Annotated in this window: 13 protein-coding genes; 7 read left to right on the top strand and 6 right to left on the bottom strand. The window is 71.7% G+C overall.

The window, feature by feature from the left end; genetic code table 11:
• Window positions 1-53 precede the first annotated feature (53 nt).
• The gene (locus C6361_RS07715) at window positions 54-980 is read left to right on the top strand and encodes an SDR family NAD(P)-dependent oxidoreductase (protein ID WP_107267274.1); all 927 of its coding nucleotides are present in this window, start codon (window positions 54-56) and stop codon (window positions 978-980) included.
• A gap of 37 nt (window positions 981-1,017) precedes the next feature.
• Here the strand turns inward: C6361_RS07715 and C6361_RS07720 are convergent, their stop codons facing one another.
• Window positions 1,018-1,752 (bottom strand): DUF2470 domain-containing protein, encoded by a 735-nt coding sequence (locus tag C6361_RS07720; RefSeq protein ID WP_107267275.1) that lies wholly within the window; start codon window positions 1,750-1,752, stop codon window positions 1,018-1,020.
• Between the two features lie 47 nt (window positions 1,753-1,799).
• Here C6361_RS07720 and rpsD point away from each other — a divergent pair, with 47 nt between their 5' ends.
• The gene (gene rpsD / locus C6361_RS07725) at window positions 1,800-2,408 is read left to right on the top strand and encodes a 30S ribosomal protein S4 (protein ID WP_107267276.1); all 609 of its coding nucleotides are present in this window, start codon (window positions 1,800-1,802) and stop codon (window positions 2,406-2,408) included.
• 61 nt (window positions 2,409-2,469) lie between these two features.
• On the opposite strand, the gene C6361_RS07730 is transcribed toward rpsD, so the two are convergent.
• Window positions 2,470-3,531, bottom strand: coding sequence for a lytic polysaccharide monooxygenase (locus C6361_RS07730; protein ID WP_107256725.1), 1,062 nt, complete (start codon window positions 3,529-3,531; stop codon window positions 2,470-2,472).
• A 276-nt stretch (window positions 3,532-3,807) separates the two neighbouring features.
• On the opposite strand from C6361_RS07730, the gene C6361_RS07735 reads away from it, so the two are divergent.
• The 3 genes from C6361_RS07735 to C6361_RS07745 all read left to right on the top strand — a co-directional run bounded on the left by C6361_RS07735 (window position 3,808) and on the right by C6361_RS07745 (window position 6,976).
• Window positions 3,808-4,458: a GntR family transcriptional regulator gene (locus tag C6361_RS07735; protein WP_107256726.1), complete on the top strand. Its 651-nt coding sequence runs from the start codon at window positions 3,808-3,810 to the stop codon at window positions 4,456-4,458.
• Between the two features lie 2 nt (window positions 4,459-4,460).
• A complete protein-coding gene (locus tag C6361_RS07740; protein ID WP_107267277.1) occupies window positions 4,461-5,501 on the top strand; it encodes a 1-aminocyclopropane-1-carboxylate deaminase in 1,041 nt (346 codons plus the stop codon).
• Between the two features lie 89 nt (window positions 5,502-5,590).
• Window positions 5,591-6,976: a serine hydrolase gene (locus C6361_RS07745; RefSeq protein WP_107267278.1), complete on the top strand. Its 1,386-nt coding sequence runs from the start codon at window positions 5,591-5,593 to the stop codon at window positions 6,974-6,976.
• A 130-nt stretch (window positions 6,977-7,106) separates the two neighbouring features.
• On the opposite strand, the gene C6361_RS07750 is transcribed toward C6361_RS07745, so the two are convergent.
• The 3 genes from C6361_RS07750 to C6361_RS07760 form a co-directional block, all read right to left on the bottom strand.
• Entirely contained in the window at window positions 7,107-9,551 is a 2,445-nt protein-coding gene (locus C6361_RS07750) for a M14 family metallopeptidase (RefSeq protein ID WP_107267279.1), read from the bottom strand.
• A gap of 300 nt (window positions 9,552-9,851) precedes the next feature.
• On the bottom strand, window positions 9,852-10,532 hold the full coding sequence (locus C6361_RS07755; protein ID WP_199853287.1) for a lytic polysaccharide monooxygenase: 681 nt from the start codon (window positions 10,530-10,532) through the stop codon (window positions 9,852-9,854).
• 343 nt (window positions 10,533-10,875) lie between these two features.
• Window positions 10,876-11,223, bottom strand: a complete 348-nt coding sequence (locus C6361_RS07760) for a GNAT family N-acetyltransferase (protein ID WP_107267280.1) — start codon at window positions 11,221-11,223, stop codon at window positions 10,876-10,878.
• A gap of 2 nt (window positions 11,224-11,225) precedes the next feature.
• Here C6361_RS07760 and C6361_RS07765 point away from each other — a divergent pair, with 2 nt between their 5' ends.
• Window positions 11,226-11,804 carry an AAA family ATPase gene (locus C6361_RS07765; RefSeq protein ID WP_107267281.1) on the top strand — a complete coding sequence of 193 codons (579 nt, stop codon included), beginning with the start codon at window positions 11,226-11,228 and terminating at the stop codon, window positions 11,802-11,804.
• A 48-nt stretch (window positions 11,805-11,852) separates the two neighbouring features.
• Here C6361_RS07765 and C6361_RS07770 read toward each other — a convergent pair whose 3' ends face one another.
• The gene (locus tag C6361_RS07770; protein WP_107267282.1) at window positions 11,853-12,719 is read right to left on the bottom strand and encodes an AfsR/SARP family transcriptional regulator; all 867 of its coding nucleotides are present in this window, start codon (window positions 12,717-12,719) and stop codon (window positions 11,853-11,855) included.
• Window positions 12,720-12,790: 71 nt separating this feature from the next.
• Here C6361_RS07770 and C6361_RS07775 point away from each other — a divergent pair, with 71 nt between their 5' ends.
• Complete coding sequence (locus C6361_RS07775; RefSeq protein ID WP_159079231.1) at window positions 12,791-15,868, top strand: tetratricopeptide repeat protein; 3,078 nt, start codon at window positions 12,791-12,793, stop codon at window positions 15,866-15,868.
• Window positions 15,869-15,997 lie beyond the last annotated feature (129 nt).

A 15,997-nucleotide genomic window follows, 5' to 3' on the forward strand; every position in this document is an offset into this window, starting at 1 on the left:
CGGACGGTTGCCGGGCGGGACCACCCGAGAGTGAACCAACCGAGAGACGGATCATGGCACGGATCGTCACACCGTTCGGGCGGCACTCCACCGCCGAGGAGGTCGTCGCCGGAATCGACCTGTCCGGACGCCGGGCCATCGTCACCGGCGGAGTCTCCGGCATCGGCCTGGAGACGGCGCGGGCGCTGGCCGGCGCCGGGGCGCAGGTGACGGTGACCGCCCGGGACGACAACGCCGGCCAGGTGGCCGCCGACATCGCGGCGTCGACCGGAAACCCCGACGTGCGGGTGGTCCCCCTCGAACTGACCAGCGTCTCGTCGATCCGGACCTTCGTCGACGCCTGGGACGGGCCGTTGCACATCCTGGTCAACAACGCCGGCATCATGGCCCTGCCCGAGCTGCGCCGCACCTCGCAGGGCTGGGAGGAACAGTTCGCCGTCAACCACCTCGGGCACTACCTGCTCGCCGTCGGACTGCGTGACGCGCTGGCCCGGGCCGAGGGCGCCCGCATCGTGTCGGTCAGTTCGAGTGCCCACCACCTCTCCCCCGTGATCTTCCAGGACATCCACTACCTCTCCCGCCCCTATCACCCGCAGCAGGCGTACGGGCAGGCCAAGACCGCGGTGGCGCTCTTCGCCGTCGCCGCCGGCAGCCGCTGGGCCCGGCTGGGGATAACGGCCAACGCCCTCAACCCGGGCGCCATCCCGACCGGGCTCCAGCAGTACATCGGCGGCGACCTGGGTGTTCCCGTGGAGCTACAGAAGAGTCCGCAGCAGGGCGCGGCCACCTCCGTGCTGCTGGCCACCTCGCCGCTGCTCTCCGGCGTCACCGGTCGCTACTTCAACGACTGCGCCGAGGCCACCCCGGTCGCCATCCAGCCCACGGACCAGGCGGAACTCGCTTCGTCCGTCGCCGACTACGCGATCGACCCGGAGAGGGCCGACCGGCTGTGGCGGATGTGCGACCGGATGGTCGGCTGACCCGGGACAGCCTGTGGTCACCGCGCTGACGGGCCGGTCAGCCGACCCGGCCGCCGGGCCGGTCGCCGTCGTCGGACGCGGCGGCGGCGTGGCTGCCGTGCAGCATCGCCTCGATCGCCTCCACCAACTGGTCCGCGCTCCGCAGCGGTACCGGAAAACGCAGCCGGACGTCGGAGTCGTGGCCCGGATGTTCCAGCCGGAGCACGATGCCGAACCGGTCCAGCGCCAGCGGACGGACCTGGCGTACCCCGTGCAGCCGGCGTGGCGGCACCAGCCTGGACAACCGCGCGAGCGTCTCGGGGTGGTGGTCGTTGAGATGGCAGAGCAGGTCGGCCTCGCTGTCGGCCAGCGGATCGGGCCGGGCGGCGGCGAACTCCGCCGGGTCGATCGGGATGGTCGTGTCGGCGGTGACCAGTTCGACCGTGGCCGGCTCGAGTACGGCCGGCAGCTCCGCGTCGGCGGCGCCCTCGGCCACGGTCAACCAGCCGGTGAGGGTGGCGCGGGCCCGGATCCGGTCACGAATCGGGACGGGTGCCAGATCCGTCGCCTCGACCAGTGCCGCCAGCTCGCCCGACTGGCGCAGGTGCCGGGCGAGGCAGCTTGCCGGGGGCAGCTCGACGATCAACCGTCCGGATGCCAGGCGGTGCCGTCCGATCAGCTCCGCCCGGTGTCCGGGCGTACGCAGGCTCAGCGAGCCTGCCGCGACGAGCAGCGAGTGCAGGCGTTCGGCCGGGGTCGCGGCCGGTGCGGGAGCGGGCTGGTTGCCAGACATGACGCCTCCAGTTAGGTTAGGCTCACCTTACACAGGAGAGATCACGGATGAACCAGACACGCCCCAAGGTCAGACGCTCCCGCGCCCTCGGCATCCCGCTCACGCCCAAGTGCGTGCGGTACTTCGAGAACCGCCCCTTCCCACCCGGGCAACACGGCCGCGCACGGCGCAAGGAGAGCGACTACAAGGTCCGACTGCTGGAGAAGCAGCGGCTCAAGGCGCAGTACGACCTGCGCGAGGGGCAACTGCGGCGTGCGTTCGACCGGGCGGCGCACCGCCCCGGCAAGACCGGTGAGGAACTCCTGATCGACCTGGAGACCCGGCTCGACGCACTCGTGCTGCGGGCCGGCTTCGCCCGGACCATCTACCAGGCCCGCCAGACCGTCACCCACCAGCACGTCACGGTCAACGGCCGGCGCGTCGACCGACCCTCCGCCCGGCTGCGCCCCGGTGACACCATCGCGATCGCCGAGCGGAGCCGCGACAAGACGCCGTTCCTCGCCGCCGCGGCCGGCGCACACGCCCCGGCACGCCCCGCGCCCTACCTCGAGGTCAACCTGGCGGGCCTGACCGCCCGCCTCGACCGGCTGCCGGTCCGCGCCGAGATACCCGTCGTCTGCGACGAGCAACTGATCGTCGAGTACTACTCACGCTGACCGGCTCCGGGCGGCGCAACGGGGGCGGCACCGAACGGTGCCACCCCCGTCACGGTTGCTGCTACCTGGCCGTACAGGTCAGGGTCGGTGCGGTGTTCGTGCCGTTCCAGGAACCGTTGAACCCGAAACTGGTGCTGCCGTTGGCGCTCAACGCGCCGTTGTGACCGGCGTTCGTGGCGGTCACCGATGACCCGGACGAGGTTATCGTCGCGTTCCACGAGTTGGTGATGCTCTGGCTGTTGGGCCAGGTCCAGCCCACCGTCCATCCGGAGATCGCGGCGTTGCCGGCCCGAACGGTGACCTGGGCGCCGAAGCCACCCGCCCACTCGTTCGTCTTCGCGTACGTCGCGGTGCAGCCGCCGTTGCCCGACGGCGGCGGGGTGGTCGGCGGCGGAGTGGTCGGGGGCGGGTTCGTCGGCGGCGGGTTCGTCGGCGGCGGGTTGGTCGGGTCGCCGCCACCGCCGAAGATCACGTCACTGCACAGGTAGTACGGCTGGTCGAGGTGGCTCGCCTGCCAGATGGTGTAGACGACGTGCCGGCCGGTGCGGTTGCCCGCGTTCACCTGCGCCTCGTACAGCCCGGTGGTCGGGTAGCTGCCGGTACGCAGCACCAGGTCCAGGTTGCCCCAGGTGAGCGGCTGGCGGGTCGGGTCGAAGCCCTGCTTGGTGATGTAGATCAGCATGTAGTCGGCACCGTGCCGGGCCCCGTCGGTCAGCGTCAGCGTGAAGTTGTTCGGCATCGGCTTCGCGACCCAGGCGCCGACCGCGTCGAGCGAGGCGTACAGCCCGCCCTGGGTACGGCCGCCGCTACAGAGCTGCCCGTCCGGGACGGCGGCCTGGTGGTTGCCGCCGACGTTCTCCCGGAACAGGCCGTTCCAGTTCCACATCGTGTTCGGGTTGGCCTGCCAGGCCTGGGCGCACATCGGGTCGGTCTGCGCCATGTTGGGGTTGAGGTGGTCGTCACCCCAGCGCTCCCAGCACCCGTAGTTCCGGGACGGCGGGTTGGTGACCGATCCGTGCGCCGAGGCCGGGCCGGCCTGGTTGATCACGACCATCGTGAGCCCGGTGACGAGTACGGCGACCGCACCGAAAATCAGACGGCGGGCTCTTCGTGCAGCTTTCATCTGTGCTCCAGCATTCCGTCGACGCCTGCGTCGCTCGACGGGATGCCCTGGCCCACGAGGAAACACGCGCCGACACCAACGTCAATGATCTCGGAACCGCAGGCAGGACTCGTGTGCTGCCCGCGGTGGCTGGGTGGCTCCCGCGGTGAGCGTACTCGACGCATCCAAATATGTGAATCTCATTGCGGGAGTTTCCCCGGCCGGCCGCCCGGGTGGGAACCGGTCGCGCGGGCTCCGGGGCTTGTCAGATCATCCCGGCGATGTGCAATATATTGCATGCCCGTCCCCAGCCACGCGCCCGCGATCGACCGTCGACTGCTGCGCGACGACGTCTACCACCGGCTCCGGGACGTCATCGTCGACGGCAGCCTCGCACCCGGCGAGCAGCTCCGCGACGTGGAACTCGCCGCCTGGCTCGGAGTCAGCCGCACCCCGGTCCGAGAGGCGCTGCTGCGACTGGCGGAAGCGGGGCTGGTCGTGGCCCGGCCGGGACGCTCCACGACGGTCAGTTCACTGGACCTGCGCGCCGTCCGGGACGCCCGCGACGTGGTCGCGGCAATGCACGAGCTGGCCGTACGCGAGGCGGTGGGCAGCCTGACCCGGGCCGACCTGGAGGCGATGCGCGAGGCCAACCACCGGTTCGGCGCCGCGATCGAGCAGGGCGACGTCGAGGCCGCCCTGCGGGCCGACGACGACCTGCACGCCGTCCCGGTGAGCGTCACCTCGAACCGGGCGCTGACCGCCGTCCTCGAACAGTTCACCCCGGTGCTGCGGCGAGCCGAACGGCTGCGCTTCTCCTCGCTCGCCGGCCGCGCCTCGCTCGACCGACACGACGAGCTGATCCGGCTCTGCGCCGCCGGAGACGCGGACCGGGCCGCAGCCGTCGCCTTCGACACCTGGCGCACCCTGCCGACCACCGAGGAGTGACGATGGCCCTCTCCGACTTCCCCCGCCACCCGCTGACCTTCGGGCCGAGCCCGGTCCACCCGCTGCCGCGCCTGACCGCCCACCTCGGGGGCGCGTCGATCTGGGCCAAGCGCGAGGACTGCAACGCGGGGCTCGCCTACGGCGGCAACAAGACCCGCAAGCTGGAGTACATCGTCCCGGACGCGCTGGCGCAGGGCGCCGACACGCTGGTGTCGATCGGCGGCTACCAGTCCAACCACACCCGGCAGGTCGCCGCCGTCGCCGCGTCGCTGGGGATGAAGGCGGTGCTGGTGCAGGAGAACTGGGTCGACTGGCCCGACTGCGTCAGCGACCGCGTCGGCAACATCATGTTGAGTCGGATCATGGGCGCCGAGGTCCGGCTCGACCCGGCCGGCTTCGGCATCGGGTTCAAGGACTCGTGGAAGCGCGCGATCGAGGACGTACGGGACCGTGGCGGCAGGCCGTACCCGATCCCGGCGGGCGCCTCCGACCACCGGCTCGGCGGCCTCGGGTTCGCGAACTGGGCGTACGAGGTCGAGCAGCAGGAGCGTGAACTCGGCGTCTTCTTCGACACCATCGTGGTCTGCGCGGTGACCGGCTCGACCCAGGCCGGCATGATCGCCGGGTTCGCCGCCGCCGAGCAGGCCGGTGCCCGGCCACGCCGGGTGATCGGGATCGACGCCAGCGCCAAGCTCGACGAGACCCGGGCCCAGGTCGCCCGGATCGCGCGGGCCACCGCGGAGTTGATCGGCGTCACCCGGCCGCTGCGCGACGACGAGATCACCGTCCTGCCCGGGTGGGCCGGCGACCGCTACGGGATCCCGGTGGAGTCCACCCTGGAGGCGATCCTGCTCACCGGCCAGCTCGAAGGCATGATCATCGACCCGGTCTACGAGGGCAAGTCGATGGCCGGGCTGATCGACCTCGTCACCAGCGGCGAGATCCCCGAGCAGTCCACCGTCCTCTACGCCCACCTGGGCGGCCAGCCGGCCCTGAACGCCTACAGCGGCCTGTTCACCCAGACCCGTCCGGTCACCCGCTGAGGCACCCGGGTCACGCCGGCCGGACAGACCGACAACCCTGGACGGCGGGTCGGTGGTGCCAGGAACCGCAGGCTGTCAGGATCACCGCCATGGGCATCACCCGCCGTACCCTGGTCAGCGCCGGTCTCGCCGCCGCCACCGCCACCCTCGCCGGCTGCGATCGCCCCGACGGCACCGCACCCGACGCGGCGTGGAGCGGCGGAGGCGGCCGGACGCGCACGACCGGGAGCGGAAGCGCGGACGTCGCCGGTACCGCGCCGACCGGTACGCCGACCCCCGGCGGCGCCCCGGGACCGGCGGGGGCGCCGGAACCGGTGCCCGGCAACCGCCTCGGGTACGCGGCGGAGGTGACCGCCCTGCTCAAGCGGCAGCTACCCGCCACCGCGAGCACCTTCCAGCACAGCGGCTTTCCCGGCGCGATCGCCACGGTCCTGGTCCGAGGGGTCGCCACCGTGCACACGGCGGTCGGCGAGGCGCTGCGCTACGGCGCCGGGCCGAAGCTCCTGCCGGCCGGTCAACGGGTCCCGATGCGCCCCGACTCGATCTTCGACCTCGCCTCGGTCACCAAGGTCTACACCGCGATCCTGCTGCTCCAGCAGGTGGAGCGGGGCCGGGTCGACCTCGATGCCCCGGTCCGCCGCTACCTGCCGGGTTTCACCGGTACCGGCAAGGACAGCGTCACCGTCGAGATGCTGCTCACCCACACCAGTGGCCTCCCGGTCGGCGCCAAGGTCACCGGCCTGCCGGACAACACGGCCCGCTGGAACGCCGTGCTGAGCACCCCGCTGCTCGCCGGTGCGACACCCGGCGACACGTTCCGCTATTCCAGCGTCGGTCTGATGGTCGCCGGCAAGATCGTGGAGAAGGTCACCGGACAGCGCCTCGACCAGGCCCTGAAGAGCAACCTCACCGGGCCGCTCGGCCTGCGCGACACCGGCTTCGTCCCCAACACCTGGCTCTCGGCCACCGCCAGGGCCACCCGGCTGGTCGCCACCGACGCCCGATCCTCCCGAGGCCTGTTGCGCGGCACCGTGCACGACGACGTCGCCAACCACCTCGGCGGGATCGCCGGACACGCCGGCATCTTCGCCTCCGCCACCGACGTCGCCGCGATCGGCCAACTCCTGCTGGGCGGCGGCAGCTACCGGGGGACCCGGATCCTGGCCGCCGAGACCGTGGCCCGGATGCTCCGCAACCACAACGCCGGCAAACCGGCCGTCGACCCGGACCGCCCGCACCGCAGCTCCGCGCACGGCCTCGGCGTGGTCCTCGACCAGCCCTGGTTCATGGGCCGGCTCTCCTCCCCGCACACCTTCGGCCACACCGGTTTCGCCGGACCCTCGCTGCTGGTCGACCCCGCCCGCAAACTCGTGCTGGCCCTGCTCACCAACCGGGCCCACCCCAACTGGAGCTGGGCGGACCCCGATCCGGTACGCGCCGCCGTGGCAGACCTGCTCGCCCGGTCCGTGAGGTGATCGGCAGGTCCGGCGCAACCCGGCCGGGACCCGCCAGCGCCCGGAACCGCCGCACGCCCACCTGACGCGACGTGGCGGCCACGGTACCCGGAGGTGCCGTGGCCGCCACGCGGTCGGGTCGGAGCCGTCGTCACCGCCGGGGCGGGATGGCGACGCCCTTGCGATAGTTCTTGCCCCGACCGTCCGGACGGTAGTTGTTCTCCACGTTGCCGGCCGCGTCCACCGAGAACCAGTGGATCCTGGTGCCGTACCGCACGGTCAGGGTCTCGCCGCCCTCCCGGATGCCGGCCGAGCCGTAGAGCGTGGACGAGTACGTCGGCTTGCGGCCGTCCAGGGTGTAGAAGACCGCCGCCGGCTCGCTCACCTCGAACCTGACGTCCACCATCCCGGGCGTGGCGCTGCGGGTGACCGAGAGGCCGCTCTCCGGCCGCCTGCGGTCGGTGTCGAAGTCCCGGGCCACCCGCATCAGCTCGACGAGTCCGTTGGCGAACTCCATCGTCTCGTCGTGCGCCTCGGCCCACTCCGGCTGGAACGAGGTGCCGACCTCGAAGTTCCAGGCGTAGATGCCGTACCTGTACCAGAGCATGTCGCCGGAGTTCCCGGCGGCCGAGTAGAGCACGTCGGAGATCGGGCCGGTACGGGCCGGCGTGACCGCCATGTTCCGGTGCCGCTTGATCGAGGTCAGGATCCGGGACGAGGCGCCCCAGAAGAACGACTCCTCGCCGAGGGTCGGCCGGGGTGCCGAGATCCGGCCCGGCGTCGCGTACGCGCCCGGCGACCACATGAAGTAGTTGCCGGAGGAGTGCAGGTTCATCGAGAACTTGATGTTCGGTCGGGAGGCGAGCCAGTCGAGGTTCCGGTTCTCCGGCTCGGACAGCTCGCCGGGTCCCGCGTAGGTGCCGCTGGTGCAGCTCGACGAGGCGCCCGAGTAGCCGTCGAAGAGGCTGTACTCGGTGTAGTTCCGGTTGTTGTCCACGCCCCAGGAGTTGCGGCCGAGAGCGTCCGCCGACCCGGTCTGCGGGCAGTGGTTCGTCATGTTCTTGCGCTGCGAGTTGAAGTCGTAGAACGAGTAGTGCCCGCCGTCGGGGTTGATCGACGGCGCGATCCAGATGTCGAGGTTGTCGAGCAGGTCCCTGGTCTTGCGGTCGTGACCGTAGTTGCGCAGCAGCCGTTCGGCGGTCTCGATCGTGACCAGCGGCGGCACCCACTCCCGGGCGTGCTCCTGGGCGTACGCGAGGACACCCAGTTTCCTGGTGCTGCGGTCCTTGCCGATCCTGATCGCGTACACCGGATGCGGGTCACGCGAGACGCTGGCCGGCGCGCTCAGCCCGTCGGTCAGCGGCGTCGAGGCGGCCGGCGCGACCACACCGGCGCCGGTGTCGCCCCGGTAGGTGTAGGCGACGACGAGCGATCCGGCGGTGGCGTTCAACGCCGCGACGACCTCGGCGGCGGTGCTGGTCACCGTGCCGGAGGCGTCGGTACCGAGGCTGACCCGGATGGCGTTGCCGGTCACCTGCACCGACAGCTGGTCGGAGGCGCCGGGGTCGGCGAACTCGACGGTGATGTCGTTGCCGCCCTCGTGTCCCCACGCCCTGGAGTCGACCGCGACCCGGCTCGGGTTCGCGGTGCCGAGCACCGCCTGCGCCTTACGCCGGTAGCCGTTCGTCTTGTACGGCAACTCGACGATCTCGGCCAGCCTCGGGTACTGCTCCGCGAGCTGGTGGATCCGATCGTAGAGTTCGGTCGGGGTCAGGTAGCTGGAGACGAAGTCCTTCTGGTAGCCGGGACCTTCCGGGTTCTCCCTCGGGATGGGCAGCCACTGGTTCACCTTGGCCACCGCCACGTCGCCGCTCGGGCTGGTGATCTGGATGTAGTTCGGCCGGGCCGTCACCGTCGAGGCGCCACGGTGGTAGAGGTACACCCCGGCGTCCACGAAGCGGGCGATGGTCTGGGTACCGCCGGAGCCCATCGGCGTACCGGGGCCGCTGTCCCGGGTGACGGTGAGGACGTCGGTGGCGGTCTGCCCCTGCGCCCACTTCGCCTCCACCGACAGCACCTGGTCGGTGCCGGAGGTGTAGTAGTCGGCCCGGATGATTTTGACGTCGGCGGGCGCCTGGGCGTCCCGGCGGGACTGGGTCTCGCGCAGCGCCTCGTTCTCGGCCGTGTGGGCCGCGATGGTCGCCTCGCGCTCGGCGATCCGGCGGGCCGAGTCGGCGGGGGTGAAGAGTACGTCGCCGAGCCGGTAGCCGCCGGCCCGCAGCGTGGCGACCTCGTTCGGGGTGACGACGGCGTGCACCACGATGCCGCTCGCGGTGCGGCTCACGTGGTGGTCGAGGTCGACGCCGGTGGCGACCAGCCTGTCCAGCTCACCGCTGTCGGCGAGCAGGACCTCCACGACGCTCGCCGCCTCGCCCGCGAGCCGGCCGAGATCGAGGTGTTCGCCGGTGTCGGAACCGGCTGGGGTCGGGGTCGGCGCGCCCGCCGTGGCCGGGCTGACCAGGAGCAGGCCGGCGAGGGCGGCCGACGCGGCGACGAGGACGCGGCGGCGCCAGCCGGGGCCAGGAAGATCTGACATGGCGTTGCAACCTTTCTGCGCAGTTCTCCCCTTGCGGGGCCGGCCGTCGGGGACACGACGGGCCGCTGGATGACACGCAGGATGCAACAGCCACCTGGAGCGGCGGCGATCGTTGCCTACTGCCCGGGCTGGATAATCTTGAAGCCGTCGTGATCGTTCTGTCAATCACCGACCACAGAGGAACGGTTACGCTCCGTCAGCTCGCTCGGCGCCGGCCCGGCTGGGCAACGTTCCGGAAAAACTGAACCGGCCCAGGACGATGTCCTGGGCCGGGTCAGACTCGACTGTCGGTCTTGCCGATCAGGCGATGTTGATGTCGCTGCACCACATGTAGGCCTGGTCGAGGTGCGACGCCTGCCAGATCACGAAGAGGATGTGGTGTCCCGTGCGTCCCGAGGTCGAGACGTTGAACGAGATGTTCTGGGCGGGCGCGTACCGGCCGGTCGTGGTGATCAGGTCGAGGTTCCCCCAACCGAGGCGCTGGGTGGCCGGGTTGAACCCCTGCTTGGTGACGTAGACCCGGAAGTAGTCAGCGCCGTGGCTGGCCTGGTCGTAGAGCTGGACGGTGAAGCTGCGGCCGACGTTGGTCGTCTTCCACGCTCCGGGCTGGTTCAGGCTGTTGTTCCTGGAGAGGCCGTTGCTGCACAGCTGGCCGTCCGGGGTGCTGCCCTGGAAGTTGGCGCGCAGACCGTCCCGCAGCGCGCTCATCCAGTTCCACATGGTGTCGGGGTTGGCCTGGAACGCCTGGTAGCACATCGGGTCCTGTTGCTGCATGGCCGGGTTGGTGTGGTTGCTTCCCCAGGCCTGCCAGCACTTGTAGGCGCGAGATGCCGGGTTGACGATGGTGCCGTGAGCTTGGGCCGCTCCGGTCCAGGCCAGCGAGCCGGCCACCATGGCGAGCACCAGGACGAGCGCTCGGAGGGACTGGTGGGCGGCGGACCGGGGTCGCCGGCCAGACTGGTCGTGGTGGTGTGAACGCACTGTGCATCCTCCTTCATCGGCGCTCAAGATCCGTCTGGGAGCGCTTCCAGAAGTATTACAGCTACGAAACGAAATATCAACGATCGTCTATTAGTGCCGCCGGGAGTCCAGTTCGCCGGAGTCGCCGCTAGTGCAGCCTAGTTTGTTGAGTTGCGACGGTCTGTGGCGATCCGGCGAGCAGCGACGCTGCCAGACATAACCCCAGGTCACAGCCGACTACCACCATCGCCGGGGCACCTGGACCCGACCCCGCGCGAGGAAAATCCCGACGCGGCGACCATCCGACCGTACCCTCCCGGCTGCTGCCGCGCTCGGCTGGCCGAGCCTCGCCTGCTACCCACGGTCACCCCTGGGGGCGGGACGTGCGCCGGAACTCGTACTGCCGCTGGAGTGCACCGTACTGCACGAACCGGTGCTGGAACGTCGCGCCGGTGCGCTCCAGGAGCCTCGTCGATCGCTCGTTGGCGTCCTGTGTCACCGCAATGAGGATCTCCTCTTCCATGTGCGAAAAGAACCATTCGACCAGGGCGTTGATCATCGCCGATGCCAGGCCGCCACCCCAGAACGACGGCCGCAATTGATAGGAGATCTCCCACTGTCCCCAGGCCGCATCGAGATGCGCCGATCTGCGGCGTCCGGGATGGTGACCGGGGTTATGCTCGCCGCAAGATCCTTCGGAGGGCAGGGGCACGGATGCGGGTGGGGATCTCCGGGACGCACGGGACCGGGAAGACGACGCTGGTCGAGGCGCTGTGCGCGCACCTACCGGGGCATGTCGCGGCGGACGAGCCGTACTACCTGCTGGAGGAGGAAGGATACGAGTTCCAGTTTCCACCGTCGCTGGAGGACTATCGGGCGCTGCTGATCCGCTCGGTGCGGAGCCTGCGCTCGTCGCCGTCGTCGCCGCCACCGCCGCCGTCGGGGATGATCTTCGATCGGACGCCGTTGGACTACCTCGCATACCTGGCCGCGACCGGCGCCGACCCCTCGGAGGAGGCCGACGTCAGCACGCTCCGGCCGGCCTTCGCGAGCCTCGACCTGCTGGTCGTCACGGTCATCACGCCCGAGACGGAAGAGGTTCTGCCGGCGGCGGAGTTGCCCGGCCTGCGTTCTCGGATGAACGACGCGCTGCTGGAACTGGCCTACGACGATCCGCTGGATGCCTGGGCGGAGACACCGATCCTGGAGCTGACCGGACCGCTCGACGGTCGACTGGACGTGGTCCTCGCCGCCCTCGGCCAGGCCCGGCGACCGAGCCCGGACCGGGTGTAGCGGAAGGCTGGGGCCAGCGGCAACGCCCCGGAAAATCGGCCGGCGGGGTCACGCCGGCTCGGCGAATCCAGCGGCCTCCCGTCGGCGTACGGTCCGGGTCGGCGGGCGCGGCAGGTGCCGGTGCGGTGGATGCTCCGGCCGGTACCGGGGCAGCTGGCCCAGCTCGCTCGGAAGCCTGCGGTGCAGGATCGCCCGGTGCAGGGCGGTCAGCTCGTCGCCCGGCTCCATCCCGTACCCGGTGATCAGTGCGACCCGCGCGCTCCGGTAGGCGGCCAGCGCCCCCGCCAGGTCGCCACCGCGATAGCAGGCGACCATGAGCTGCCCCCAGGCGCGCTCCCGGTGCGGATGGTCGCCGAGAAACTCGTGCAGCATCGCCCGAGCCGCCTCGTACTCTCCCGTCCGGACCAGCAGGTCCGCGTACTCCTCGGTGGCGGCGAACCGCTCCGCCTCCAGTACGGCGGCGCGGGCGGCCAGCGGGCCACCCTGCGGCACGTCCTGCAACGGCGCTCCCCGCCAGTACCCGACGGCGCGGCGCAGGTGTCCGCCCGCCCCCGCCAGATCACCGGCCTGGGCCGCGCGCCGCCCCTGCGCCAGCGCGGCCTGGAAGCTGGTCACGTCGAGGGTGAACCGGACCCGGGCCGGCGGGACGATCCGCCAACCAGAATCGTCACGTACCAGGTCGGCGCGGTCGGCCAGCCACGCCCGCAGCCCGGACAGGTAGGTGCGCAGGTTGGCCGGTGCCGATCGTGGTGCCGCCCGGCCCCACAGTTCGGCCGCCAACCTGGTACGCGACACGGCGCCGCCGTCGAGCAGCATCAGGGCGAGGATGCGGCGCCGGTTGCCGACCGGCGCCGTAACCGGCTCCCCGTCCTGACGGATGTCCAACGGCCCCAACAGTCCGACCGCGAGTTCCACCGCGACCGCTCCCTCCCCCGTTGCCGCAGAGCACCGTCCGTTCAGGATCACACGGGGGGCGTGGAAGAAGCGTGGAAGGGACGTGGAGCCGCCCCGATAACATCAACAAGTTCCACTGCCGGGCCGAGAAGCCGTCGAAGTGCGAGGTCGCGATGCTGTTGGTTTCGGTGCTGGGACCGCTGCGGGTGCTGCGCGACGGCGTCCCGGTCCGGCTCGGGCCGCGACAGGTCGAGGTGCTGTCGATCCTGCTGCTCAACCGGGGTACGTCGGTGCCGGCCAACCGGATGGTGAACCTGCTCTGGGGCGACGCGGTTCCGCCCGGTGCGCCGGCCACGCTGCGCAGCCACGTGTCGCACGTACGCCGGGCGCTCCGGGCGGACTCCCCCGGCGCCGCCGGCATCATCGGTGGCGCCGGCAACGCCTCCGGCCGGGGGTACCGGCTGGACCTGGCTCCGGAGCGGATCGACGCACACCGGTTCGAGCAGGAATACGCCCGGGCCCGGCAGCTCCTGCGGGCGAACGACACCGAGGCGACGACCCGGGCGGTGGCCGTACTGCACGACGCCCTGGGACTCTGGCGTGGCCCGGCCTTCGCCGACGTGGCCGACCGGCCGTTCGCGCTGAACGAGGTCGCCCGACTCGACGCACTGCACCGCTCGGCCCGGCTCGCCCACGCCGAGGCGCTCGCCTCGCTCGGCCGGTACGGCGAGGTGGTCATCGAGCTCTCCGGTGTGGTGGCCGAGGAGCCGTACGACGAGGGGTTGCGCCGGCTGCTCGCCGTCGCCCTCTATGCCGAGCAGCGGGTCGACGAGGCCGCCCAGCTCTGCCGGGCCGGTCTGCTCCTGCTGCGCCAGCGCGGCATCGACGCTCCGGGCCTCCAGGAGTTGCAGCGCCAGATCCTGCGGCGTGACGTGCCGCTGCACCGACCGCCGCACCGACGGCCGGGCAGCGCCGCCGGCACCGCTCCGGCGGTCCGGGACCCCGCCGCGAGCGGACCGTCGCCGACCTCCGCCACCGAGCCGGCTCCGGCCGCCGGGCCAGCTCCGGCCACCGGGTCCGTTTCGCCGAATCGACCGGATCGCCGGGGCGCAGCCGGCGCAGCCGAGACCGACGGACGGGGGCCGGCCGGGTCGGTCGCGCCGCATCTGCTGCCGCCGGACCCGGCCCGCTTCGTCGGCCGCGAGGCGGAACTCGACGACATCCGGCGCCGGCTCGACGACCTGACCGACCGGGCCGAGACCATCGTCATCACCGGGCCGCCGGGGGTGGGCAAGTCCAGCCTGGCGATCCGGGCCGGGCACGCGGTGACGGAGCGGTTTCCCGACGGCCAGTTGTACGTCAACCTGCGCGGCTTCGACCAGACCGGCTCGGCGCTCGGCCCCGGTGAGGCGATCCGGGGTTTCCTCGACGCGCTCGGCGTACCGCAGCAGCAGTTTCCGGTCACCGAGGCGGCCCAGGCCGGCCTCTACCGGGCGAGGCTGGCCGGCCGGCGGATGCTGGTGGTGCTGGACAACGCCCGCGACGCCGACCAGGTACGCCCGCTGCTCGTCGGGTCGCCGGGCTGCGCCGTACTCGTCACCAGCCGCAACCAGCTCGCCGACCTGGTCGCCGCCGAGGGAGCGCATCCGCTCGGCCTGGATCTGCTCTCCGAACCGGAGGCCCGGCGGTTGCTGGCCCGTCGCCTCGGCGACCGGCGGGTGGCCGACGAACCGGTGGCGGTGGCGGAGATCGTCAGCCGGTGCAGCCGGCTCCCGCTGGCGCTGGCGATCGTGGCCGCCCGGGCGGCCGGCAACCCGCGCTTCCCGCTCGAATCCTTCGCCGACGAGCTGCGCCACGCCGACCAGGGTCTGGACGGGTTCCGGGCGGCCAGTCCGGCCACCAACATCCGTACCGTCTTCTCCTGGTCCTACCACACCCTCAGCCCGGCGGCGGCCCGGCTGTTCCGGCTGCTCGCCCTGACGCCCGGCCCCAGCATCACCGCGCCGGCCGCGGCGAGTCTCGCCGCCGAGCCAGTCGACCGGCTCCGACCGGTCCTCGCCGAGCTGGCCGCCGCGCACCTGGTCGCCGAGGTGGCCCCCGGCCGGTACGCCTGGCACGACCTGCTGCGGGCGTACGCCGTCGAGCTGGCCGGCGGCGACCCGGCGGAGGAACGACGGGCCGCCGAACGCCGGCTGCTCGACCACTACCTGCACACGGCCCGCGCCGCCGACCGGCTGATCTGGCCGCAGCGGGACCCGATCGCCATCGCGCCACCCGGCGACGGGGTTACCCCCGAGCGGCTCGCCGACCAGCAGTCGGCGCTGGCCTGGTTCGCCGCCGAGCACGCCGTACTGCTGGACGTGGTGGCCCGGGCGGTCGACACCGGATCCGACGCCCCCGCCTGGCAACTCGCCTGGACGCTGGTGAACTTCTTCGACCATCGTGGACACTGGGACGACTGGTTGGCCACCGTCGGCCGGGTGATGCCGGCGCTCGACCGCCTCGGTGACCGGTCCGCCCAGGCGCACGCGCACCGGCTCCTCGGTGCCGCGTACGTGCGGTTGCAGCGCCACGACGACGCGCGGGCGGCGTACCGGCGGGCCCTGGACCTCTTCGGCGAACTCGGTCACACCGTCGGCGAAGCCTTTACCCACCGCAGCCTGGGCTGGCTGGCCGAACGGCAGGGCGATCCGGCGGGCGCGCTCCGCAGCGACCTGCGGGCGCTGCGGTTGTTCCAGCAGGTGGGTCACCTGGACGGGCAGGCCAGCGCGCTCAACTCGGTCGGCTGGTGTCAGGCGTTGCTGGGCCGGCACCGCGAGGCGATCGAGCACTGCGAGCAGGCGCTGCTGCTGCACCGCAAGAACGGCAACCGGGGCGGCGAGGCCAGTGCGCTGGACAGCCTCGGCTACGCCCACCACCTCCTCGGCGACCACGGCGCGGCGATCGGCTATCTGCGGCAGGCGGTCGCGCTGTGCCGGGAACTCGGCCAGTGGACACAGGAGGCGGAATCCCTGCACCGCCTCGGTGACGCCCAGTACGCCGCCGGAGCCGTACCCGAAGCCAGGGTGGCCTGGCGGGCGGCGCTGGCCGTTCTCGACCGCCTCGGCCGTCCGGAGGCCGAGACGGTCCGGCACAAGCTCGACCGCGAACCTTTTCGGCGGGAGCCGTAGTCGATTCCACTGCTCAACTTGATGAGGAAAAGCATCCATTGATGTTGGTCGAAGCATTGCCGAAAAGGTTTTCGTCCGTCATGGTGTGATGTGAGATCCGCGACCGCGCATCCGGACCGCCGGGTGCCG

Source organism: Plantactinospora sp. BC1 (assembly GCF_003030345.1).
In the GTDB taxonomy this organism is placed as follows: Bacteria; Actinomycetota; Actinomycetes; order Mycobacteriales; family Micromonosporaceae; genus Plantactinospora.

Excerpts from the sequence above, each read along its gene's own strand:
- C6361_RS07735 (WP_107256726.1), top strand. The coding sequence starts at position 3,808 with ATGCCCGTCCCCAGCCACGCGCCCGCGATCGACCGTCGACTGCTGCGC.
- C6361_RS07765 (WP_107267281.1), top strand. The coding sequence starts at position 11,226 with ATGCGGGTGGGGATCTCCGGGACGCACGGGACCGGGAAGACGACGCTG.
- C6361_RS07740 (WP_107267277.1), top strand. The coding sequence starts at position 4,461 with ATGGCCCTCTCCGACTTCCCCCGCCACCCGCTGACCTTCGGGCCGAGC.
- rpsD (WP_107267276.1), top strand. The coding sequence starts at position 1,800 with ATGAACCAGACACGCCCCAAGGTCAGACGCTCCCGCGCCCTCGGCATC.
- C6361_RS07745 (WP_107267278.1), top strand. The coding sequence starts at position 5,591 with ATGGGCATCACCCGCCGTACCCTGGTCAGCGCCGGTCTCGCCGCCGCC.
- C6361_RS07715 (WP_107267274.1), top strand. The coding sequence starts at position 54 with ATGGCACGGATCGTCACACCGTTCGGGCGGCACTCCACCGCCGAGGAG.
- C6361_RS07720 (WP_107267275.1), bottom strand. The coding sequence starts at position 1,752 with ATGTCTGGCAACCAGCCCGCTCCCGCACCGGCCGCGACCCCGGCCGAA.
- C6361_RS07750 (WP_107267279.1), bottom strand. The coding sequence starts at position 9,551 with ATGTCAGATCTTCCTGGCCCCGGCTGGCGCCGCCGCGTCCTCGTCGCC.
- C6361_RS07730 (WP_107256725.1), bottom strand. The coding sequence starts at position 3,531 with ATGAAAGCTGCACGAAGAGCCCGCCGTCTGATTTTCGGTGCGGTCGCC.